General features: G+C 72.5%; 22 protein-coding genes. 4 read left to right on the top strand and 18 right to left on the bottom strand.

Annotated features, from left to right (window positions below):
• Positions 1-303 precede the first annotated feature (303 nt).
• A complete protein-coding gene (locus tag ACFQ87_RS25950) occupies positions 304-1,458 on the top strand; it encodes an alpha/beta hydrolase (RefSeq protein WP_380613207.1) in 1,155 nt (384 codons plus the stop codon).
• A gap of 131 nt (positions 1,459-1,589) precedes the next feature.
• Here the strand turns inward: ACFQ87_RS25950 and folE are convergent, their stop codons facing one another.
• From folE to dacB, 6 genes are all read right to left on the bottom strand, one after another.
• The gene (gene folE, locus ACFQ87_RS25945) at positions 1,590-2,195 is read right to left on the bottom strand and encodes a GTP cyclohydrolase I FolE (RefSeq protein WP_380613206.1); all 606 of its coding nucleotides are present in this window, start codon (positions 2,193-2,195) and stop codon (positions 1,590-1,592) included.
• 107 nt (positions 2,196-2,302) lie between these two features.
• Positions 2,303-4,360, bottom strand: coding sequence for an ATP-dependent zinc metalloprotease FtsH (gene ftsH / locus ACFQ87_RS25940; protein WP_380613205.1), 2,058 nt, complete (start codon positions 4,358-4,360; stop codon positions 2,303-2,305).
• 225 nt (positions 4,361-4,585) lie between these two features.
• The gene (hpt, locus tag ACFQ87_RS25935) at positions 4,586-5,140 is read right to left on the bottom strand and encodes a hypoxanthine phosphoribosyltransferase (protein ID WP_030059589.1); all 555 of its coding nucleotides are present in this window, start codon (positions 5,138-5,140) and stop codon (positions 4,586-4,588) included.
• 70 nt (positions 5,141-5,210) lie between these two features.
• Entirely contained in the window at positions 5,211-6,338 is a 1,128-nt protein-coding gene (tilS, locus tag ACFQ87_RS25930; RefSeq protein ID WP_380613204.1) for a tRNA lysidine(34) synthetase TilS, read from the bottom strand.
• Positions 6,339-6,640: 302 nt separating this feature from the next.
• A complete protein-coding gene (locus ACFQ87_RS25925; RefSeq protein WP_380613203.1) occupies positions 6,641-7,825 on the bottom strand; it encodes a zinc-dependent metalloprotease in 1,185 nt (394 codons plus the stop codon).
• A 372-nt stretch (positions 7,826-8,197) separates the two neighbouring features.
• On the bottom strand, positions 8,198-9,754 hold the full coding sequence (gene dacB, locus ACFQ87_RS25920; RefSeq protein WP_380613202.1) for a D-alanyl-D-alanine carboxypeptidase/D-alanyl-D-alanine-endopeptidase: 1,557 nt from the start codon (positions 9,752-9,754) through the stop codon (positions 8,198-8,200).
• Positions 9,755-9,899: 145 nt separating this feature from the next.
• On the opposite strand from dacB, the gene ACFQ87_RS25915 reads away from it, so the two are divergent.
• Entirely contained in the window at positions 9,900-10,391 is a 492-nt protein-coding gene (locus tag ACFQ87_RS25915; protein WP_030244505.1) for an inorganic diphosphatase, read from the top strand.
• A gap of 183 nt (positions 10,392-10,574) precedes the next feature.
• On the opposite strand, the gene ACFQ87_RS25910 is transcribed toward ACFQ87_RS25915, so the two are convergent.
• The 3 genes from ACFQ87_RS25910 to ACFQ87_RS25900 form a co-directional block, all read right to left on the bottom strand.
• Positions 10,575-10,784, bottom strand: coding sequence for a dodecin (locus ACFQ87_RS25910; protein WP_030288965.1), 210 nt, complete (start codon positions 10,782-10,784; stop codon positions 10,575-10,577).
• 98 nt (positions 10,785-10,882) lie between these two features.
• Positions 10,883-11,842: an asparaginase gene (locus ACFQ87_RS25905; RefSeq protein WP_380613201.1), complete on the bottom strand. Its 960-nt coding sequence runs from the start codon at positions 11,840-11,842 to the stop codon at positions 10,883-10,885.
• A gap of 71 nt (positions 11,843-11,913) precedes the next feature.
• A complete protein-coding gene (locus ACFQ87_RS25900) occupies positions 11,914-12,558 on the bottom strand; it encodes an ABC transporter substrate-binding protein (protein WP_380613200.1) in 645 nt (214 codons plus the stop codon).
• A 420-nt stretch (positions 12,559-12,978) separates the two neighbouring features.
• Between ACFQ87_RS25900 and ACFQ87_RS25895 the strand changes: the two genes are divergently transcribed.
• Positions 12,979-13,599, top strand: a complete 621-nt coding sequence (locus ACFQ87_RS25895) for a D-aminoacyl-tRNA deacylase (RefSeq protein WP_380613199.1) — start codon at positions 12,979-12,981, stop codon at positions 13,597-13,599.
• Positions 13,600-13,611: 12 nt separating this feature from the next.
• Here the strand turns inward: ACFQ87_RS25895 and ACFQ87_RS25890 are convergent, their stop codons facing one another.
• The 3 genes from ACFQ87_RS25890 to ACFQ87_RS25880 all read right to left on the bottom strand — a co-directional run bounded on the left by ACFQ87_RS25890 (position 13,612) and on the right by ACFQ87_RS25880 (position 15,788).
• Entirely contained in the window at positions 13,612-14,583 is a 972-nt protein-coding gene (locus tag ACFQ87_RS25890; protein WP_380613198.1) for a YgfZ/GcvT domain-containing protein, read from the bottom strand.
• A gap of 10 nt (positions 14,584-14,593) precedes the next feature.
• Positions 14,594-15,058: a Fur family transcriptional regulator gene (locus ACFQ87_RS25885; RefSeq protein WP_380613197.1), complete on the bottom strand. Its 465-nt coding sequence runs from the start codon at positions 15,056-15,058 to the stop codon at positions 14,594-14,596.
• Positions 15,059-15,185: 127 nt separating this feature from the next.
• Positions 15,186-15,788: an FABP family protein gene (locus tag ACFQ87_RS25880; RefSeq protein ID WP_380613196.1), complete on the bottom strand. Its 603-nt coding sequence runs from the start codon at positions 15,786-15,788 to the stop codon at positions 15,186-15,188.
• Positions 15,789-16,139: 351 nt separating this feature from the next.
• Here ACFQ87_RS25880 and ACFQ87_RS25875 point away from each other — a divergent pair, with 351 nt between their 5' ends.
• Positions 16,140-16,502: a DsrE family protein gene (locus ACFQ87_RS25875; protein WP_380613195.1), complete on the top strand. Its 363-nt coding sequence runs from the start codon at positions 16,140-16,142 to the stop codon at positions 16,500-16,502.
• A gap of 15 nt (positions 16,503-16,517) precedes the next feature.
• On the opposite strand, the gene ACFQ87_RS25870 is transcribed toward ACFQ87_RS25875, so the two are convergent.
• The 6 genes from ACFQ87_RS25870 to ACFQ87_RS25845 all read right to left on the bottom strand — a co-directional run bounded on the left by ACFQ87_RS25870 (position 16,518) and on the right by ACFQ87_RS25845 (position 20,863).
• Entirely contained in the window at positions 16,518-16,808 is a 291-nt protein-coding gene (locus ACFQ87_RS25870) for a DUF3099 domain-containing protein (protein ID WP_380613194.1), read from the bottom strand.
• A 71-nt stretch (positions 16,809-16,879) separates the two neighbouring features.
• Positions 16,880-17,170 carry a DUF1416 domain-containing protein gene (locus ACFQ87_RS25865; RefSeq protein WP_045692289.1) on the bottom strand — a complete coding sequence of 97 codons (291 nt, stop codon included), beginning with the start codon at positions 17,168-17,170 and terminating at the stop codon, positions 16,880-16,882.
• A gap of 39 nt (positions 17,171-17,209) precedes the next feature.
• Positions 17,210-18,046 (bottom strand): sulfurtransferase, encoded by an 837-nt coding sequence (locus ACFQ87_RS25860; protein ID WP_380613193.1) that lies wholly within the window; start codon positions 18,044-18,046, stop codon positions 17,210-17,212.
• A 236-nt stretch (positions 18,047-18,282) separates the two neighbouring features.
• A complete protein-coding gene (locus tag ACFQ87_RS25855) occupies positions 18,283-18,363 on the bottom strand; it encodes an Ms5788A family Cys-rich leader peptide (protein ID WP_350517234.1) in 81 nt (26 codons plus the stop codon).
• Positions 18,364-18,577: 214 nt separating this feature from the next.
• A complete protein-coding gene (locus ACFQ87_RS25850) occupies positions 18,578-19,300 on the bottom strand; it encodes a DUF2993 domain-containing protein (protein ID WP_380613192.1) in 723 nt (240 codons plus the stop codon).
• A gap of 153 nt (positions 19,301-19,453) precedes the next feature.
• Positions 19,454-20,863, bottom strand: coding sequence for a hypothetical protein (locus ACFQ87_RS25845; protein WP_380613191.1), 1,410 nt, complete (start codon positions 20,861-20,863; stop codon positions 19,454-19,456).

The raw sequence follows: 20,863 nt of genomic DNA, 5'->3' as shown, positions 1-20,863 counted from the left end.
CTTCATGCCTATTCCTTCATCAGGCCATGCGCATACCAAGGATCCGGAAACGGTAGGTAAACCGGTGCCGTGGGTGCGCTGCGGTTGAGCCGGGGGTGGGAGCCCGGGGCCCGCCGCCACGTGGCGGGTCGGGGCCCTCCGGTACGCGTTACGTACGGTGGACGCCGCATTCTAGGGCGCCGGTTGCCCCCGGTCTCCCCCGCCCTCCCGGGTGCCCGGTCGGCCTAGCAGCGGTGGCCCGGTCTGACGGACCGCCAGACGATGAAGCCTGCACCGACAGCGTCCCACCGGAAGGCCGACGGCATGGAACTGACCAGCGACGCACTGGTGAACTCGCTGCTCGCTCTCGGCGCCGCGGCTCTTCTCACCACCCTGTGGATCTGGCCCCGGCTGGCCCGGCAGCGCCCGCTGCCGGTGCTCGGCCGGATCGGCCTGCTGACGGTCGTTCAGGCGTCGATCGTGGCAGTGCTGGCGCTGTCGGTGAACAACTCCTTCGGCTTCTACACGTCCTGGAACGACCTGCTCGACCCCGGCAGCGCCAAGCACGCGCTGACCAGCAACGAGAACCACAAGGGCGGCACCCCGGTCTCCGACCAGCTGATCCAGCCGACCGACGAGGGCGGCCTGGAGACCATCGGCGACCTGCCCAAGGGCACGCCCGAGGAGGTCGGCAGGATCGAGTCGGTCCGGGTCAGCGGCAAGGAGACCGGCTTGACCGACCAGATGTTCGTCTACCTGCCGCCCGAGTACTTCGACCCGAAGTTCGCCCTGGTCCGCTTCCCCGCCGTGGTGGCCATCGCCGGCTACCCGGGCACCACCCTGAACCTGATGAAGGAGCTGCCGCTGCTGCAGACCGCGATCGGGCTGCAGCACTCCGGCAAGATGCCGCCGACCGTCCTGGTGCTGACCCGCCCGGCGGTCGTCCCGTCCCGGGACACCGAGTGTGTGGACGTCCCCGGTGGGCCCCGCACCGAGACCTGGTTCGCCAAGGACCTGCCCGAGGCGCTGCACAGCACCTACCGGCTCGGGCGCTCGGCCGGTTCCTGGGGCCTGATCGGCTACTCCACCGGCGGCAGCTGCGCGATGCGCCTGTCGATGCGCTTCCCGAACGTCTACGGCAACGCAGCCGGCCTGCACGGCGACGTCTCGGTGCGCCAGGACCAGTACACCGGCGGCGACCTCTTCAACGGCGACAAGACGCTGACGCAGCAGCACGACCTCGGCTGGCGGCTGCAGAACCTCCCGGCCCCGCCGCTCAACCTGCTGGTGGTCTCCACCCGCAAGGAGTCGGACTACCCGCTGACCGTCCAGTTCGTCGACCAGGCCGCCCGGGTCGCCGCGGCCAATCCGCAGTTCAAGGTCGAGTCGCTCTACCTGGACGACGGCGGCCACAACTTCGACAGCTGGACCAGGGAGCTGCCCGCCTCGCTCGAATGGCTGGGCTCGCACCTGGGGTGACCGGCGCTGCCCGTACCGGCGCCGGACGGTCGCCCTGCGGATGCCCGAGCGCCGCAACGCGCTGGGCACCCCGACTCCGCCGCACGCGGAGCACGAGGTGCCCTGAATCGTCCGCCTGCCGGCCGCGGCCGCTACCGACCGATGATGAGGCTCATCGCCTCGGCCCGGGTGGCCGGGTCGCGCAGCTGGCCGCGCACGCAGGAGGTGATGGTCTTGGCGCCGGGCTTGCGGATGCCACGCATCGACATGCACATGTGCTCGCACTCGACCACGACGATCGCCCCGCGCGGCTCCAGGATCCGCATCAGCGCGTCGGCCACCTGGCTGGTCAGCCGCTCCTGCACCTGCGGGCGGCGGGCGTAGACGTCGACCAGCCGGGCCAGCTTGGACAGGCCGGTGATCTTGCCGCTGGTGGACGGGATGTACCCGACGTGCGCCACCCCGCGGAACGGCACCAGGTGGTGCTCGCAGACCGAGGTCAACTCGATGTCCTTGACCAGCACCATCTCGTCGTGGCCGAGGTCGAAGGTGGTGGTCAGGACTTCCTCCGGCTCCTGCCACAGGCCCGCGAATATCTCCTTGTAGGCCCGCGCCACCCGGGCCGGGGTCTCCATCAGGCCCTCGCGGTCCGGGTCCTCCCCCACGGCGAGCAGCAGCTCGCGGATGGCGTTCTCGGCCCGCTTCTGGTCGAAGGTCCCGACGGCGGGCGGACCGTCGAGCGTCACCGGGTCGATCATGCGGGCCTCGCTTACTTGTGGGAAGACTCTGGCTGAACAGCACGGATGCCGCGCCTCCAGGGTACAAACCCTGGTGACGCGGCATCCATTCCGTACAGGTGCCCTGCTCAGCTCTCGGTCGGCGGCTCGGCGGCCGGCAGCGGCGGGAGCTTCACGACGTCCACCGGAGCGGTGTCGACGACGGCGGCGGCACCGTTCGTGAGCGCCAGCTCCTTCGGCGACTGCACCGGCGGCCGGGTGGACGGCGTACGACGGGTGGAGCCCGTCCAAGCCGGCCGGGCCGGGCGCTTGACCACGGGGGCGAAGATCTCGGCGATCTGCTCCTTGTTCAGGGTCTCCTTCTCCAGGAGCTCCAGAACCAGGTTGTCGAGCACGTCGCGGTTCTCGACCAGGATCTCCCAGGCCTCGTTGTGCGCGCTCTCGATGAGCTTCTTGACCTCCTCGTCGACCAGCGCGGCGACCTCTTCCGAGTAGTCGCGCTGGTGGCCCATCTCACGGCCCAGGAACGGCTCCGAGTTGTCGCTGCCGAACTTGATCGCACCCAGGCGCTCGGTCATGCCGTACTGGGTGACCATGGCCCGCGCGGTGGCGGTGGCCTTCTCGATGTCGTTCGAGGCGCCGGTGGTCGGGTCGTGGAAGACCAGCTCCTCCGCCGCGCGCCCGCCCAGCATGTAGGCCAGCTGGTCGAGCATCTCGTTGCGGGTGGTGGAGTACTTGTCCTCGTCCGGCAGCACCATGGTGTAGCCGAGGGCCCGACCGCGGGACAGGATGGTGATCTTGTGCACCGGGTCGCTGTACTGGCAGGCCGCCGCGACCAGGGCGTGACCGCCCTCGTGGTACGCGGTGATCTTCTTCTCCTTGTCGGACATGATCCGCGTGCGCTTCTGCGGACCGGCCACGACGCGGTCGATCGCCTCGTCCAGGATGCCGTTGTCGATCAGCTTCTTGTCCGAGCGGGCGGTCAGCAGCGCGGCCTCGTTGAGCACGTTCGAGAGGTCGGCGCCGGTGAAGCCGGGGGTGCGCTTGGCGACGGCCGACAGGTCGACGTCGGGCGCGATCGGCTTGCCCTTCTGGTGCACCTTGAGGATGTCCAGGCGGCCCTGGAGGTCGGGGCGCTCCACCGCGATCTGGCGGTCGAAGCGGCCCGGGCGCAGCAGCGCCGGGTCCAGGATGTCGGGGCGGTTGGTCGCGGCGATCAGGATCACGCCGCCCTTGACGTCGAAGCCGTCCATCTCGACCAGCAGCTGGTTGAGGGTCTGCTCGCGCTCGTCGTGGCCGCCGCCGAGGCCCGCACCGCGGTGCCGACCGACGGCGTCGATCTCGTCGACGAAGACGATCGCCGGGGCGTTCGCCTTGGCCTGCTCGAACAGGTCGCGGACCCGGCTGGCACCGACACCGACGAACATCTCGACGAAGTCCGAGCCGGAGATGGAGTAGAACGGCACCCCGGCCTCGCCCGCGACGGCACGCGCCAGCAGGGTCTTACCGGTACCGGGCGGGCCGTAGAGCAGCACGCCCTTGGGGATCTTGGCGCCGACGGCCTGGAACTTGGCCGGCTCCTGCAGGAACTCCTTGATCTCGTGGAGCTCCTCGACCGCCTCGTCGGCACCGGCGACGTCGGCGAAGGTGGTCTTCGGGGTGTCCTTGGTGAGCAGCTTGGCCTTGGACTTGCCGAACTGCATGACGCGGGAGCCGCCGCCCTGCATCTGGTTCATCAGGAACAGGAAGACCAGGACGATGATCACGATCGGCAGCATCGACAGCAGCAGGCTGACGAAGGTGCTCTGCTTCTCCGGGCTGACGGTGTAGCCCTCGGCGAGTGTGTTCCGGTCCTTGTCGTTGATCTGGGCCTGCAGCTTGTCGGCGATCGCGACACCCTGGTCGCCGATGTACGAGGCCTGGAACTTGCTGCCGGACGGGGCCTTGCCCGTGCCGGCGGGGGACAGCGTGGCGCCGTCCTTCAGCTGGATCTTGATCGTGTTCGAGTCACCAGTGGTGATCTGCGCGGACTTGACATTGTGTGCGTCGATCGCCGCGACGACCTGACCGGTGTCCACCGTCTTGTAGCCGTTCGAGTCCGAAACGACCTGCATCAGTACGATGACGGCGAGGACGGCCAGCACGATCCACATGATCGGCGCACGGAAGTATCGCTTGACGTCCATCCATGCGGGGCGTTGCCGCCCCGTCCCTCCTGCCACTCAGCGGCGCCGGGAGGCTGTGGGCCGCGGCGCATCCGGTCGGTGCTCATGTGAAGAGCGGTTTATTGGACCGTACCGCAGTCGGACCCGCCCGTGGCGGGAGCGCAGCGACACGGCTGTCGTTCTTTGTCCCCCCGGTCCAACGGGCGGGAACAACCTACTGTTCCCGCCCGTAGCCCGAACGGGGCCTCAGCCGCCGTAGACGTGCGGGGCGAGGGTCCCGATGAAGGGGAGGTTACGCAGCTTCTCCGCGTAGTCCAGTCCGTAGCCGACCACGAACTCGTTCGGGATGTCGAAACCGACGTACTTGACGTCGATCTCGACCTTGGCGGCGTCCGGCTTGCGCAGCAGGGTGCAGACCTCCAGCGAGGCCGGGCCGCGCGAGCCCAGGTTGCCCAGCAGCCAGGACAGCGTCAGACCGGAGTCGATGATGTCCTCGACGATCAGGACGTCGCGGCCGGCGATGTCGGTGTCCAGGTCCTTCAGGATGCGCACCACGCCCGAGGACTTGGTGCCCATGCCGTACGAGGAGACCGCCATCCAGTCCATGGTGACCTGCGAGTGCAGGGCCCGGGCCAGGTCGGCCATGACCATCACGGCCCCCTTGAGGACGCCGACGATCAGCAGGTCCTTGCCTGCGTAGTCCCGGTCGATCCGCTCGGCCAGCTCCAGGAGCTTGGCGTCGATCTCGTCCTTGCTGATGAGCACCTTCGCGAGGTCAGCGCCCATGTCGTTCTGGTCCACCGGGGATACGTCCTCAAACGTTCGGGGTCTGTGTGGCCGGCGGCCGGCTCCCCCGGGACATGCCTCGCCCTCAGTCGCCCTGCCGCCGAAAGACCAGCGTGCCACACCTGCGGGTGGCCTCGACGCCCCCGGGTAGGTGCAGCGGCCCCTGACCCCGCCATCCGGTGACCAGCTGGTCCACCGCCTCCAGGTGCCGCGCGAACAGGTCCCCGGCCGGACAGCCCGTGCGGAGCGCGGCCCGGCGCAGCACCCGGCGCCGTACGGCGGGCGGCAGTTCGGCCAGTTTCACGGCGTCCAGGGCGCCTTCGCCCCTACGGAGGTCGCGTTCGGCCAGCGCGGCCCACTGGTCGAGGGCGTCCGCGTCGTCGCGGAACAACCGGGCGGTACGGGCCAGCGCCTCCACCACTCCGCCCCCCAGGTGCTTCTCCAGCACCGGCAGCACCTCGTGGCGGACCCGGGAGCGGGTGTAGGCGGGATCACAGTTGTGCGGGTCGTCCCAGACCGGGATCGCCTGGGCGGAGCAGGCCTGCCGGGTGGCCGCGCGGTCCAGCTCCAGCAGCGGACGGCGGTAGCGGCCCTTCTGGGCCGGCATCCCGGCCAGCGAGCGGGCGCCCGAACCGCGGGCCAGGCCCAGCAGGACGGTCTCGGCCTGGTCGTCCCGGGTGTGGCCGAGCAGCACCGCGATCGCGCCGAGCCGTTCGGCGGCCTCGTCCAGGGCGGCGTAGCGGGCGTCCCGGGCGGCGGCCTCGGGGCCGCCGGAGCGGCCGACCCGCACCGGGATCGCCTCGACCGGGTCCAGGCCCAGCGAGCGCAGCCGCTCGGCGACCTGGGCGGCACGGTCGGCGGAGCCGGGCTGCAGGCCGTGGTCGACGGTGACGGCGCCGACCCGCAGGCCGATCTTGGGGGCCTCGAAGGCGGCGGCGATGGCCAGCGCCATCGAGTCCGCGCCGCCGCTGACCGCGACCAGGACCAGCGGCGAACCGGGGGCGGCCGGGGTACGGGGCAGCCCGGAGGGGTGGCGCGCGGCGTTGCCGATCAGGGTGGTGCCGACGGCGGCACCGACCAGCGGCGCCCCGGCCGGGCGCTCGCGGGGCTCGCGCACGGGCGCGGTGAAGGTGGTACCGGCCTCGGCGGCGAGGTCGGTGAGCGTACGGCGAACGGCCAGGCGTATCGCGGCTACGGCGGGGTGAGGGCCCACGGCGGACGACTCCTCGGCGGAGGGGACAGGACTGCGGTGGGAGCGGCGGGGACCGCGCACCGGCATGAGCGCCGCGTTACCGGGCGCTCACAGATGGTGGCAGAAAGGAGCGACCCGCTACGCCACCCGCGCCACCGGTACGACCACCGTCCCACGTACGGGTGAATGGAGAAACGTATCTTCACCCGCGATCTGGCCGATTGGACCACTCGTACGAGCGGGTTTGACCGCCACCGACCGGCGGCGGTCCCGGCTTGTCGGACTTCTCAGCCCTCCGAGCCCCCTCAGCGCTCTCAGCGTCCTCAGTGCGCGACCCGGGCGACCCAGGCGGCCGGGTCGTGGATCTCGTCCTTGGTCGGCAGGGTGTTCGGGGAGGTCCACACCCGGTTGAACCCCTCCATGCCGACCTGCTCCACCACCGCACGGACGAACACCGCACCGTCCTGGTACTGGCGCAGCTTGGCGTCCATGCCGAGCAGTCGGCGCAGCATCAGGTCGAGCCGGTTCGCCCCCCGGTCACGGCGCTGCTGGAACTTCTCCCGGATCTCCGCGACGGTCGGCACCACGGCCGGGCCGACGCCGTCCATCACCACGTCCGCGTGGCCCTCCAGCAGCGACATCACCGCCGTCAGCCGGCCCAGGATCTCCCGCTGCGCGGGCGACTGGACGATCTCCAGCAGGTTCGCCGAGGAGGAGCTCTCCCGGCCCTCCCGACCGCCCGCCCCCGGCAGGCCGCCGCCCAGCGAACCCGCCGCGTCCCGCAGCCGCTCCAGCAGCGCGCCCGGGTCGACGTCCGTCTCGGCCAGGAAGGACTGCACCTCGGACTGGATGTGGTCGCGCAGCCACGGCACCGCGGTGAACTGCGTCCGGTGCGTCTCCTCGTGCAGGCAGACCCAGAGCCGGAAGTCGGACGGATCGACGTCCAGCTCACGCTCGACGTGCACGATGTTCGGCGCCACCAGCAGCAGCCGGCCCGGACCGGGGCCCTCCGGGCCCAGCCGCGGCTTGTCGAACAGCGCCGCCGGACTGTCCGGCGCCTCCAGCGAGGGCTCCGCCGGGGCGAAGGTCTCGTACTGGCCCAGCACCTTGGTCGCCAGGAACGCCAGCAGCGCCCCGACCTCGATCCCGGTGGCCTTCTCCCCCACCGCGCCGAACACGCCCGCCGCCGCGCTGTTCGCCCGACGCGCCTGCAGCTTCTCCACCAGCGGCTGGACGACCGTCCGGAAACCCGCCACGTTCGCCCGCACCCACCCCGGGCGGTCCACCACCAGCACCGGGGTGGCGGCGGCCGCGGTCAGACTGCTCGACCGCATCCCGGTGAACGCCCGCACGTGCTCCTCGGCCTCCAGGGCATGCCGGCGCAGCTCGGCGACCACCGCCGCCGCCTCCGCCCGGCTCACCTCCGGCCCCGGCCGCACCAGCCTGGTCGCGGTTGCGACCGCGAGATTCCAGTCGACCATGTCAGCCCCGCCACTCGCGCTCGTCATGCCCTCACCGTACGTGCTCCCCACCACCAACGGCAGCCACCCGCCCCGAACACCCGCCCGGCCCTACCGGGAGCCACGACCGACGGCCGGAGGCACCGGTTCACGGGCTCGGTCGGCGGGCGAATCCGCCCGTCCTGCACCTACCCTGCCCGCCCGCACACCCGCCCGAACCCGGCCACCGGCCACCGAAGCCGCCCGTGTCGGAGGTCGCCGCCGTCGTAGCCGCGGCGGCGGCAGCCGATCCGGACGGCAGCCGACCGGCCTCACCCCCCGACGGAACGGGGCGGTTGTCGACGTCGCCAGCGGCCGGGGAGGGAGGGTGAGCCGGGCTGACGATCGGCGGGGCTCCGCCCTCCCCCCCTCGCGGAGCGGTCAGTGGCAGCCGCAGGCGGCGAGGTGGGCGGCGACGCGGTCCATGGCGGCGCGCGCGGTGTCGGCGGAGGCGGAGGTGCGGGTCATCACGGCGAAGACGAGGAGGCGGCCGTCGGCGTCGACGACGGTGCCGGCCAGGGTGTTGACGTTGCTGAGGGTGCCGGTCTTGGCGCGGATCAGGCCGGCCGCGTCGGCGGCGCCGGAGCCGGAGCCGTAGCGCTTGTCGAGGGTTCCGGTGAATCCGGCGACCGGGAGGCCGGTGAGGACCGGGCGCAGGGCAGGGTGCTGCTCGGAGGCGGCCAGGGCCAGGAGCCGAACCAGTACGGCCGGCGGTATCGCGTTGCCGGTGTGCAGTCCGCTGCCGTCGTTGAGGACCACGGCGGTCATCGGCACCCCGAGCTTGGCCAGCTCCTGGGTGACGGCGGTCGCCGCACCCTCGAAGCTGGCCGGCTGGTGGGCGGCCAGGGCGACCTGACGGGCGATCGCCTCGGCGAGCTGGTTGTCGGAGGTGGTCAGCGTGCGCTCGACCAGCCGGGCCATGATCGGCGAGTCGACCTTGCCGAGGACGGGGGCGTCGGCGGCGGCCGGGGCGGCGGCCGGCTTGGCCCTGCCCTCGACGGTGACGCCCTGGGCGGCGAGCAGCCTGGCGAAGGCCTCGGCGGCCGCGCCGGCCGGGTCGGCAACCCGCTCCGGGGCGTCCTCCCGGCTCTTGGGGTCGACCTTGGCCTCGTCCACCATCAGCGGGACGACCAGGGCGATGTTGTGGTTGTCGGGGTTCGTCCTGTGCTGCGGGCTGCCCGCGTACATGGACAGGTCGTAGTCCAGCTTGACCGTGGTGGTGCCGGCCGCCTTGAGCGCGGCGGCGGTCTGCCGGGCGAGCGCGTCCAGCGAGGCGGGGGCGGTGTCGGCGTCGGCGGGCTGGCCGCCGATCTGCACCTGGTCGGCGGGCAGCGCGGTGAGCGTCGGGTCCCCGCCGCCGACCAGGGTGATGGTGCCCGGGTCCGTGCCGCGGACCACCCGGGTGGTGAGCCGGGTGTCGCCGGGGATCAGCGACAGGGCCGCGACCGTGGTGGCCAGCTTGGTGGTGGAGGCGGGGGTGGCCGCGGTGTTCTCCCCGGAGCCGTACAGGAGTTGGCCGCCGGCGAGGTCCGCGACGGCGATCGTCACGGTACCCAGGTTCTTGTCCGCGAGGGCGGGCGCGAGGGCCTGCTGCAGGCCCTGGGCGGTGGGGACGGCGGCCTCCGGGCCGTTCTCGGCGGTGGCCAGGACGGCGCCCGTCGCGGGCACCGGGCGCGCGAGCGGCGAACCGCTGTCACCGGGCGTGGCGGCGGGCGGTTCGGCCCGACGGGTGGGGCCGGCGCTCGGACTTGCTCCCGTACGGGGCCTGCCCTTCCCGTGGTCGCCCTTCTTGCCGTCCTGGTCGCCCTGGTCGCCCTGGTTGCCGCCCTGGTCGCCCTGGCTGTTGTCGTCCTCGCCCTGCCCGGCACTGTGCCCGCCGGGGGTCGGGGACGGTTGCGCATACGCACCGCCCGCGGTCAGGACGGTTCCGGCGACCAACAGGGCCGCTCCGAACAGTCCCGCGGCCGTCCCCCTGCGGCGGCGCGCCGCCCCTCCCCCAGCTCCCACCGACTGGCCCCTTTCCTGAGCACTCACTCCCGTAGGAGACACTTGGATTCTGTCAGTCCCTACCTTGGAGGAACCGTTGGAGTTCGACGTCCTTATCGAAATCCCGAAGGGCTCTCGTAACAAGTACGAGGTCGACCACGAGACCGGCCGTCTGCGGCTCGACCGGATGCTCTTCACCTCGACCCGCTACCCGGCCGACTACGGCTACGTCGAGGGCACGCTCGGCGAGGACGGCGACCCGCTGGACGCCCTGGTCATCCTGGACGAGCCGACCTTCCCGGGCTGCCTGATCAAGTGCCGCGCCATCGGCATGTTCCAGATGACCGACGAGGCCGGCGGCGACGACAAGCTGCTCTGCGTCCCGGCGACGGACCCGCGCTGGGAGCACCTGCGCGACATCCACCACGTGTCGGAGTTCGACCGCCTGGAGATCCAGCACTTCTTCGAGGTCTACAAGGACCTGGAGCCGGGCAAGTCCGTCGAGGGCGCCAACTGGGTCGGCCGCGCCGAGGCCGAGGCCGAGGTCACCGCTTCGATCAAGCGTCTCGCGGAGCAGGGCGGTCACTGAACCGTCGTTCCGATCCCGCTCGGCCAGGACGGTTCGAGGCAGGTCGGGACAGGCCCGGGCCGGGGCCCGCGGATTCGTCCGCGGACCCCGGCCTCTGTCGTGTCCGGGCCCGGTGTCCCGGGTCGGGGTGCCCGGGCTGAGGTGCCCGGCCCGGTGCACCGTCCCGGTCCGCCGCTCCGGGGCTCAGTCCTCCAGCCGGAAGCCGACCTTGATGCACACCTGGTAGTGCTTGATCCGGCCGTCCTCCAGATGGCCCCGGACCTGCGAGACCTCGAACCAGTCGAGGTTGCGCAGCGTCCGGGAGGCCCGCTCCACCCCGTTGCGGATCGCGGCGTCGACGCTCTCGGTCGAGGACCCGACGATCTCGGTCACCCGGTACACATGATCGGTCATGGCGGACTCCCTCAGCTGTGCGACGGCCCCCGGTCCACCGTGCACCGCCCCCGCCCGGCCCGCACCCCGACGGCCGTCGGCGGGTGTCCCGGGAGGCGTCAGAAGGCCGCCCGGACCTGCCCGACCGGGACGCCGCCGCCGAGCAGCGGGGCCGCGCCGATCCGCTCGACGGTGTCCTCCACGCCGGTCACCCCGAGCCGACGCAGCGCGGCCGCCAGCACCGGCCCGCGGGCCCGCTCGGCGCCGTCGTCGATCTTGAAGGCGAGCGCCCGCCCGTCCGGCAGCGCGACCACCTGGACGGCCTCGGCACCCATCTTGGACAGCGCGCCCGGGACGGCCCGCATCAGCCAGGTGTCGGCCCGGCGGGTGCCGGCCACGTACTCGGGGTGGGCGCGCATCGCGTCGGCCACGCGGCGCTGCGCGGTGCCCTCGGCGGCCAGCACCAGGCCGCGGTAACCGCGGGCCAGGCCGGTCAGCGTGACGGCCAGCAGCGGGGCGCCGCAGCCGTCCACACCGGCGTGCGCGGGGGCCTCGCCGGTGCCCTCCTCCAGGGCCTCGCGGGCCAGCAGCTGGATCGGGTGGGCCGGGTCGAGGTAGCCCTCGGTGTCCCAGCCGTTGGCGACGCAGGCGGCCAGCCAGCCGGCGTGCTTGCCGGAGCAGTCCATCAGGATCGGGGCGCGGCGGCCGCCGGTGCCGAGCAGCAGCTCCGCCTCGGTCTCGTCCAGCGGCAGGTCGGCCGGGGTCCGCAGGGCGGTCTCGTCGAGCCCGGCGGAGCCGAGGATGGCCCGGACCCCGTCCAGGTGAAACGATTCCGCGGAGTGGCTGGAGGCCGCCAGCGCCAGCAGCTCACCCTCGATCGCCAGCCCGGCCCTCAGGGTGGCCACCGCCTGGAACGGCTTGGCCGTCGAGCGGGGGAAGACCGGCGCGTCGGGGTCGCCCAGCACGAACTCCACCGAGCCGTCTGCGGCGAGCAGGACCAGGGAGCCGTGGTGGCGGCCCTCGACGAAGCCCGAGCGTATGACCTCGGCGAGCACGGGCGGGGTGGCGGACTGGGACATCGGGGAGCCTCCGGGGGCGGGGGTGGGCCGGGAGGAAGCCGGACCACACCCGCCCGCGACGACTCACCCGGTCAGAGCGGCCTCTCCGAGAGCAGGTCGTCGACCCGTGCTTCCCCATCACGGTACCTGCGGGTGATCTCGGCATTGCAACCGTCGGCCGTCCGCAGCAGCCGCTGGCGCCGCCCGGAGACCTCGCGCTCGTGCGCGCGCAGCCGCTCCAAGGCGGCCAACAGCTCCTCGGCGGGGTGCGCGGCGAGGTCGGCGAGCTGGACGTCGCCCATCAGCGCGTCCGCCTCCAGCTGGGACTCCTGGGTGCGCGGCGGGCCGAGGGTGACGTGCCGGGCGGAGCGCCGCACGGTGGAGGGCGCGTCGGTCAGGATGGCCGGCAGCCGGTCCAGCAGGTCGCCGCCGCCCCCCTCGCCGGTCGGCGGGGCGCCGCTTCCGTCGCCGCCCACCCGGGCGGGGTGGGCGGGGCCGCAGCCGGGGCGCCGGTCGAGCTCGGCGCGCAGGATGTCCATCCGTCCGTGCAGCAGCCGCCGCAGGTAGGACAGGTCGGCCTCCTGCTCCAGGGTCTCCCGGCGCAGCACCCGCAGCTGGTCCAGGCCCAGCCGCTCCAGCTCGGGTTCGCCGTCCGGGACGGCCGCCCAGGAGGGGTCCCCGGGGGCCTGCGCCACCTGTCCGGAGCGGTTCCGCGCCGCGCTGCTCGCGTCCATCATCCAGCCCACCTGCCGTCGTCCGATCCCGCCCGCTCGCGGCACCCCGTCCCTGCCGCCGGTCCGGCCCGTCCCCCGACGGGCCCGCACGTCCCGTCCGTTGGCACGCCCGGGGCCCCCGAAGGGTTCCGTCCCCCGGCTGGAACCACCCGCCGGGGCGACCCGGCGAGAACGCCTGACCTACCGGCTCGACCGCCCGGCCGAACCCGGGCCCGGTGCGGCGGACCTTCAGGCGCGCCGGGCCCTTCGTACGGTTCCCCAGCGTGCCACCCCACCCGGCGCGCGCGCACCGCGCGTGCACCCGAACGGCCCCCTGGCGAACGGGGGTGGCTGATATGACCAGCCCTTTCCGCAGGAAGAACCGCGCCCGAACCTGCGCAGGCGCGCGCCTCACGGCGTGCGCCACCCTTGTGCGCGCCCCAGATGTGCGCCCTGAGGGGCTACGGGGGCGGTGCGGCGCTCCGGCACAATGGCGGCATGCGAGCAGTGGTGCAGCGAGTGACCGAGGCCCGGGTGACCGTGGCCGGAGAGACCGTCGGTGCGATCGAGGGGCCCGGGCTGTGCGTCCTGGTCGGCGTCACCCACGAGGACACCCCGGCGAAGGCCGCCCAACTGGCCCGCAAGCTCTGGACCTTGCGGATCCTGCCGGCTGCCCCCCGAGCCGAAGGCCGCGCCGACGCCGAAAGCGAGGAGCGACAAGCGACCGACGAAGGAGAGAGCGCCGGAGCGACGACCGTCGGCGTCGGATCCGGAGCGGCCGGAGGCGAGCGGGGGAGCTACCGCGACGGCGTGGAGCAGAGTTGCTCGGACATCGGCGGCCCGCTGCTGGTGATCAGCCAGTTCACCCTCTACGGGGACGCCCGCAAGGGCCGCCGCCCCACCTGGACCGCCGCCGCCCCCGGGCCGGTCGCCGAGCCGCTGGTGGACGAGGTGGTCGCCCAACTGCGCGCGCTGGGCGCCAAGGTGGAGACGGGCCGGTTCGGCGCCGACATGCAGGTGGCGCTGGTGAACGACGGCCCGTTCACCGTCCTCGTCGAGGTCTGAGCCCCGGATCCGCTACTGCGGGACGATCACGTCCTGGGTGCCCGGCACCGTCCCGGCCAGCAGCACCGCGTCCACCGGGACGTTCCGCTTGACGATCGCCAGCGCGATCGGCCCCAGCTCGTGGTGCCGGGCCGAGGAGGTCACGAAGCCCAGCGCCCGCCCGTCCGGGTCGGTGGCCAGCCGCACCTCGGTGCCGTGCGGGGGCAGGGTCTCCTCGGTGCCGTCCAGGTGCAGGAAGACCAGCCGGCGCGGCGGGCGGCCCAGGTTGTGCACCCGGGCGACGGTCTCCTGGCCGCGGTAGCAGCCCTTCTGCAGGTGGACGGCGGTGCGCAGCCAGTCCACCTCGTGCGGGATGGTCCGGTGGTCGGTCTCGAAGCCCAGCCGGGGCCGGTGGCCCTCGATCCGCAGCGCCTCGTACGCCCAGACCCCGGCCGCCGGGCCGTACTCGGCGGTGAGCTCCTCCAGCTCGGCGCGCGGCAGGAACAGGTCCCGCCCGTAGGGGAGTTCGCGCACGGCGGCGGCGCCCTCGACGGAGGCGGTGGAGCCGGCCGGCAGGTGGACCAGGGCGTAGTCGGCGGTCGCGTCGGCGACCTCCACCCGGTAGAAGAACTTCATGCTCTCCAGGTAGGCGACCAGCGCGCCCTGGGTGCCCGGCTCGACGTGCGCCCAGGTGGTGGTGCCGTCGTCGACCAGGTAGAGCGCGTGCTCCACGTGCCCGTGCGGGGAGAGCACCAGCGCCTCGGTGGCGTGCTGCGGCCGCAGCTCGCTGACGTGCTGGGTGAGCAGCAGGTGCAGCCAGGAGAGCCGGTCGTCGCCGGTGACGGTGACCACGCCGCGGTGCGAGAGGTCCACGAAGCCGACGCCCTGTGACAGGTTCCGTTGCTCGCGGAAGATGTCGCCGTAGTGGGCGGCGACACCCTCGTCGGCCCCCTCGGCGGGGACGGCTCCGGGCAGGGCAAGCAGCGGGCTCTTCTCACCGGTCATACCGGCCAGCTTACGACCGGCCGTCCGCGCGCCCGGCGGTGCAGTCGGAGCAGCGGCCGAAGATGGCGAAATGCTTGAGGTCGGTGTCGAAGCCGTGCTCCTCGCGCAGCCGGTCGATCAGCGGCTGGGCGATCTCGGTGCCGGTCTCGGTGACCTTCTCGCAGTCCCGGCAGACCAGGTGCAGGTGGTGGTGGCGGCCGGCCAGGTGGTAGGTCGGGGCGCCGTGGCCCAGGTGGGCGTGCGAGACCAGGCCCAGCTCCTCCAGCAGCTCCAGGGTCCGGTAGACGGTGGAGATGTTGACGCCGCTGGCGGTCTTGCGGACGTGGCAGAGGATGTCGTCGGGGGTGGCGTGGTCGAGGACGTCGACGGCCTCCAGCACGAGCTGCCGCTGCGGGGTCAGCCGGTAGCCGCGCTCGCGCAGGTCGGCCTTCCAGTCGCCGGAGAGCTGCCAGTCGGTGGTGCCGGTGTCCGCCACGGTGCTGTCCCTGCCAAGGTCGGGGGTCCTGATGCAAGTGTAGGGACCGGCCGCGGGCCGGTCCCTACCTCGTGCGCGGGCCTGACTTGAGCTGTGCCTACTTGAGCTGTGCCTACTTGAGCTGTGTCTACTTGAAGAAGGCGATGCCGTCGTCCGGCAGGTCGTTGATGTCCTTGATCAGCTGGGCCGGGCTGAGCACCTTCTTCAGCTGCGCGGACATGTACGGGCGCAGCGGCACGTTCGGGGCGGCCTTCTCGCCGACCCAGAGCAGCTCGCCATTGACGAAGCCGTACAGCCGCTTGCCGCCGGAGTACTCCGGGGATCCCTCGATCCGGGCCACCGCGTCGGTGGAGACGTCGACCTGCGGCTTGCCGTCGGCCAGCTCGCCGTACCAGATCTCGACCGTGCCGTCGTCACGCACGGAAGAGATCTCGATCCCGCGGGCGCCGGTGGTGCCGTCGGCGTTGCTGGTGATGCGCCAGAAGGCGTGCTCGTTCTCCAGCGGACGGACCTTCTCGCCCTCCTCGTTCAGCACCCAGGTGCGGGAGCGGAACTCCAGGAAGGGCCGGCCGTCGTGACGGATCACGATCTCCTGGCCGAAGTTGCACTTCTCCGTGCCCGGGCCCCCCTCGCTAGGCAGAGGGGCGTAGACGCCCGCGCCCTCCCAGGTGCCGAGGAGGAAGGCGAGCGGGACGACGTCCTTGTGGAGGTCAGAGGGGATCTCGATCATGTTCCTGGTCACTGTCGTGGTCGGTGCGGTCTGCCTCAACCGTACGGCAGGCTCAGCGCTGACCCTGGTACAGCTTCATCACCGAGAAGATGGCGAACCAGGTGATCAGCACGGCCATGAAGGCCAGCAGACCGTCGAAGAACATTTCCAGACCGGACACGGGGGGCTCCCAGGCGGCGACAGTGTGGTGGATTTTGCTGGCGCTCACTCTATCCGCCGGGCTTCGGCCGGTCGCGGTGAGCCCCGCCACGTCGCGGTTCGCGCCCCCCGCGCTCCGGCGCCGCCCAAGGTTTCCCCAAGGGATTCCGGGATGACGGCGGGCCGGGACGGCTGGACCTCTAAGGTGGCGCCATGTCGAAGAAGCTCGTCATCAAGGTCACCGCCGGGGCGGACGCGCCGGAGCGGTGCTCGCAGGCGTTCACGGTGGCGGCCGTGGCCGTCGCCAGCGGGATCGAGGTCTCGCTCTGGCTGACCGGGGAGTCCTCCTGGTTCGCCCTGCCAGGGAAGGCCGCGGAGTTCGAGCTGCCGCACGCGGCGCCGCTGCCGGACCTGCTGGAGTCGATCCTGGCGGCCGGCTCCGTGACGCTGTGCACCCAGTGCGCGGCCCGGCGCGGGATCGAGCAGAAGGACACCGTCGAGGGCGTCCGGATCGCGGGCGCACAGGTCTTCGTCAGCGAGATCATGTCGGACGGCGTCCAGGCGCTCGTGTACTAGGGCCTGTCCGGGCCCCTAGGGCTGTCCTCCCGAGGAGTCGCGCGGCTCGTGGTCGGGGCGGTCCCGGTCGTGACCGGGGTCGTCCCACTTCGGGTCGTCCCAGCGCGGGTCGTTCCACCAGTCGTCGTCCGGGTCCCGCTTGTTGGCGAACACCGCGGCGGCCGGCGGGATGACCATCGCGACCACGCACAGGGCGACCGCGGCACCCACCGAGAAGAACCGCACCACCCCCCAGGCCATGACGAACAGGCCCAGGCACACACCCATCATGGCGAAGTAGAAGCGCCGCCGACGCCTTGCCTGCACCTCTCCACGGTACGGCCGAGGGCCCTGCCGCGGCAGGGCCCTCGGGGTGATCGTCCAATCGTCCGATCCGGTCAGACCGCGATCGCGACCTCGACGGCGGCGCCCTGGGAGGCCACCACCTGACGGTCCACGGTCTGGCCCGGGACCAGCGCCCGCAGGGTCCACTTGCCCGGGCGGGCGAAGAACCGGAACTGGCCGGTCGCCGAGGTGGGCACCTCGGCAGTGAACTCGTTGTTCTCGTCCAGCAGCCGGACGTAGCCGTTGACCGGCTCACCGTCGCGGGTCACCGAACCCTGGATGATCGTCTCGTTCGCCACGTCAACTCCTGCCAGGTCCGGGCCGCCGGCCTTCGCACCGCACATGTCTGTCTTCCCTTCTGACTTACGGGTCGAGCCGGAGGCTCAGTTGCTGCCGAGCTCGATCGGCACGCCGACCAGGCTGCCGTACTCGGTCCACGAACCGTCGTAGTTCTTCACGTTCTGCTGGTCGAGCAGCTCGTGCAGCACGAACCAGGTGAGCGCGGAGCGCTCGCCGATCCGGCAGTAGGCGATGGTGTCCTTCGCCAGGTCGATGCCCTCGGCCTCGTACAGGGCCTTGAGCTCCTCGTCGCTCTTGAAGGTGCCGTCGTCGTTGGCGTTCTTGGCCCACGGGATGTTGCGGGCGCTCGGCACGTGGCCGGGGCGCTGCGACTGCTCCTGCGGGAGGTGAGCCGGGGCGAGCAGCTTGCCGGAGAACTCGTCGGGCGAGCGGACGTCGACCAGGTTGAGGGTGCCGATGGCGGCGATCACGTCGTCGCGGAAGGCGCGGATCGAGGCGTCGACGGGCTGCGCCGCGTACTCGGTGGCCGGGCGGGCCGGGACCTCGGAGACCAGGTCGCGGGAGTCCAGCTCCCACTTCTTGCGGCCGCCGTCCAGCAGTCGGACATCGCCGTGGCCGTACAGCTTGAAGTACCAGTAGGCGTACGAGGCGAACCAGTTGTTGTTGCCGCCGTAGAGCACGACGGTGTCGTCGTTGGCGATGCCCTTGGCGCTGAGCAGCGCCTCGAAGCCGGCCTGGTCGATGAAGTCGCGGCGGACCGGGTCCTGGAGGTCCTTCTTCCAGTCGATCCGGACGGCGTTGCGGATGTGGTTCTTGTCGTACGCGGAGGTGTCCTCGTCGACCTCGACGATGACGACCTTCGGGTCGTCCAGGTGGGCCTGGACCCAGTCGGCGTCGACCAGGACGTCGCTGCGGCTCATGGTGATGTTCTCCATCCGAGGGCGGTTGGCGGAAGGTGCTGCTCAGGAGGGGTGCTGCGGGGGGCGCCCGGACGGGTGCGGTCCGAAATCCTGTCCGAATGATGGGACGGATGGGGCGAACCGGGACGGCTGGGCGGGGAGTTGCGGAGTACGGCGGCAAGCGCCGGCCCGAACAGCCGGGCGAGGTCGCCGCAGAGATCGGCGGCGGGCGTCAACTGCCCTGCCAGGATGCCGACTTAGCGCATTCGACACAGACAGGCGGCCACGCGGCACAGGTCGACCGCCCGCCGCTTCGTGAGATCCGTCTGTCGCTTCATGCCGACGATGCTAGGGACACCCGAGGCTCGCTGTCATTAGCGTATCGAATATCGAGATCGAAACGACCGAATGCCGGGATTTGACTGGGATGCGACCAAGCGGGCACCGGCCGGGCCCCGGCAGCGGCACACAACGGGCGGAAACGGAACCGCCCCGCGGTCCGCGCTGGACAGCGCGTCTCGCGGAGCGGAACGGAGGCGGAGCGGGGCCGCGTCAGCCCAGCAGCTTGACGCCCTTGCCCTCGAAGGACAGCTGGAGGCCCTCCGGCAACGGCGTCGCGCCGTCCTTCTCGGCCAGCTTCAGCCCGGCCGGCATCGAGTCGAGGGTGAAGCTGGCCGGCTGGATCTTCCGGTTGGTGAGCCCGGCGACCATCTCGGCCAGCGAGCTCAGCTTGAGGCCGTCCACGGTGATGGTGTCGCCCTCGTTGTGCACGGTCGCCTCGCCCACCGAGACCGGCCCCAGCGAGGCCTTGATCTTGCCCGGCCCGCCGTACGACAGGCTCAGCCTGGAGTTGCCGCCGCCCGGCATCGGGGCGCCGCCCAGCAGCTCGGAGGCCGGCGGCAGCAGCTGGGCGAGGTCCTGGTAGGAGATCACGCCGCTGCCGGTGCCGTCGGACACGGTGGCGCTGTTCAGGCTGTCGCTCACCTCGACCCCGGAGAGCTTGGCCTTGAAGGAGTGCAGCGCCACCTGGTGGCCGTTGTTCTGGACCGTCAGGCCGTCCGAGGAGATCCGGACGTCGTCCAGCTTCTTCGAGATCACCTGGGTCAGGAACGGGAAGCCCTCGATCGTCACGTCCGGCCGCTGGCTCATCTGGCCGCTCTTCACCATCCGGTCGGCGGCCTCGTCCTCGGCCACCCCGACCGCGATCCGGTCGGCGCCCACCAGCAGCCCGGAGAGCACCACCAGGGCGATCGTCGCCTTCAGCCATCCGCGCATCGTGTCCCCCGTCGTCGCCGGTCGCTGTCGTCGTCCGCTGTGGTCTGTCGCTGTTCCTGGCGGCCGCCCTGACGCGGCCGCCCCCGCACGACCGTACGACGTCCCGCCCCGGAACGTGGTTCCGGGGCGGGAGATCGAAGTGGCGTACCCGGCTCAGCCGGCCAGCAGGTCGGTGGCGATCCAGATCAGCGGCGCGGACACCGCCAGCGGCAGCGCCACGCCCGCCGTCATGTGTACGAAGCGGGACGGGAAGTCGTACGCCGCGACCCGGCGGCCGACCAGCCCGCCCAGGCCGGCGAGCGCCCCCAGGGCCAGCGGCGCGCCCACCAGGAAGCCCAGCAGCACCGCCGCGACCAGGCCCAGCACCGGGCCCAGCTGCTTCGGACCGGGCAGCGGCGCCGCCGCCAGCAGGGTGGCCAGCGCGACCGCGCCCACCCCGGCCGGCACCCACTCGGCCAGCAGCAGCGTGGTGCACAGCGCCGTCACCACGGTGGCCGAGCCCAGCACGGTCAGCGCGTAGAACCGCTCCTTCGGGTCCGACGGACGGAACGTCTGCAGCACCAGGACCAGCAGGAAGAACCCGCCCAGGGTGCCCACCACGGCCGCCACGCCGCCGTGGGAGTCCGCCAGCAGCACCGCCACGTCGGCGGTGAGCCCGGCCAGCGCGGCGAGCAGGATGCCCTGGCGGGCCGGCCACATGCCGTTCAGCCGGAACCAGCCGGCCGCCGTCAGCAGCTGCAGCAGCGCGACCACCAGGGCCAGCGCCACCTGGCCCAGCGCGGCGCCGCCGGCCAGCAGCGCGGCCGCTCCGGCCGTGATCAGGGCGGGCTGCAGGCCCGGGTCGATGATCGGCGAACCGGTCCGGCCGCCCGGGGCGGCGGCGGGCGGCGGGGCGACCGGCAGGGGGTGCACCGGGGCGACCGCGTACGGCTGGGCACCGGGAGCGCCGGGCACCTGGCCGGGCAGCGGGGCGGTCGGGCGCTTGAGCGTCATGGTCGGCGGGTCGAAGCCGGGCCCGGCAGGGGCCGCGGGGGCTGCGGGAGCCGCGGGCGGCATGGGGCCCGCGGGCGCGGCGGCCTGCTGCGGGGCGGGCTGCGGCGTCGGGGCCCGGTGCCGCGCCCGGGACGGCGGCTGCTGCTGCGGGAACGGCTGCGGCTCAGGCTGCTGCGCGAACGGCTGCGGCTGGGGCTGCTGCGGGTACGGCTGCGGCTGGGGCTGCTGCGGGTACGGCTGCGGCTGCAGCGGCGGCTGTCCGAGGTGCTGCGGCGGGGCGACCGGCATCGCGCCGGAGACCGTGACCGGCGGCAGCAGCGTGGTGGCCGCCGCGTCGTCCAGCGGGGGCACCGGCGGCAGCAGCGTGGTCGCGGCCGCGTCGTCCAGCGGGGGCACCGGCGGCAGCAGCGTGGTCGCGGCCGCGTCGTCCACCGGATAGCCGAACGGGTGCTGCTGCGGGTGGTGCTGCCCGTGTTGCGGGTGGTGCTGCTGCTGCGGATAGGGCTGCTGGGGCTGCTGCGGCCAGTTGTCGTAGCCGCCGCCGCGGTTCGGGTTGTTCATGTCCGTCAC

The sequence above is a fragment of the Kitasatospora sp. NPDC056531 genome, assembly GCF_042794375.1.
GTDB lineage: Bacteria > Actinomycetota > Actinomycetes > Streptomycetales > Streptomycetaceae > Kitasatospora.
This window is presented reverse-complemented; position numbering and strand designations above follow the sequence as displayed.

Coding starts and splice junctions, on each gene's coding strand:
- ACFQ87_RS25950 (WP_380613207.1), top strand. CDS start 304: ATGGAACTGACCAGCGACGCACTGGTGAACTCGCTGCTCGCTCTCGGC.
- folE (WP_380613206.1), bottom strand. CDS start 2,195: ATGATCGACCCGGTGACGCTCGACGGTCCGCCCGCCGTCGGGACCTTC.
- ftsH (WP_380613205.1), bottom strand. CDS start 4,360: ATGGACGTCAAGCGATACTTCCGTGCGCCGATCATGTGGATCGTGCTG.
- ACFQ87_RS25925 (WP_380613203.1), bottom strand. CDS start 7,825: ATGACGAGCGCGAGTGGCGGGGCTGACATGGTCGACTGGAATCTCGCG.
- ACFQ87_RS25910 (WP_030288965.1), bottom strand. CDS start 10,784: ATGACCGATCATGTGTACCGGGTGACCGAGATCGTCGGGTCCTCGACC.
- ACFQ87_RS25905 (WP_380613201.1), bottom strand. CDS start 11,842: ATGTCCCAGTCCGCCACCCCGCCCGTGCTCGCCGAGGTCATACGCTCG.
- ACFQ87_RS25900 (WP_380613200.1), bottom strand. CDS start 12,558: ATGATGGACGCGAGCAGCGCGGCGCGGAACCGCTCCGGACAGGTGGCG.
- ACFQ87_RS25895 (WP_380613199.1), top strand. CDS start 12,979: ATGTGCGCCCTGAGGGGCTACGGGGGCGGTGCGGCGCTCCGGCACAAT.
- ACFQ87_RS25890 (WP_380613198.1), bottom strand. CDS start 14,583: ATGACCGGTGAGAAGAGCCCGCTGCTTGCCCTGCCCGGAGCCGTCCCC.
- ACFQ87_RS25880 (WP_380613196.1), bottom strand. CDS start 15,788: ATGATCGAGATCCCCTCTGACCTCCACAAGGACGTCGTCCCGCTCGCC.
- ACFQ87_RS25875 (WP_380613195.1), top strand. CDS start 16,140: ATGTCGAAGAAGCTCGTCATCAAGGTCACCGCCGGGGCGGACGCGCCG.
- ACFQ87_RS25865 (WP_045692289.1), bottom strand. CDS start 17,170: ATGTGCGGTGCGAAGGCCGGCGGCCCGGACCTGGCAGGAGTTGACGTG.
- ACFQ87_RS25860 (WP_380613193.1), bottom strand. CDS start 18,046: ATGAGCCGCAGCGACGTCCTGGTCGACGCCGACTGGGTCCAGGCCCAC.
- ACFQ87_RS25855 (WP_350517234.1), bottom strand. CDS start 18,363: ATGAAGCGACAGACGGATCTCACGAAGCGGCGGGCGGTCGACCTGTGC.
- ACFQ87_RS25850 (WP_380613192.1), bottom strand. CDS start 19,300: ATGCGCGGATGGCTGAAGGCGACGATCGCCCTGGTGGTGCTCTCCGGG.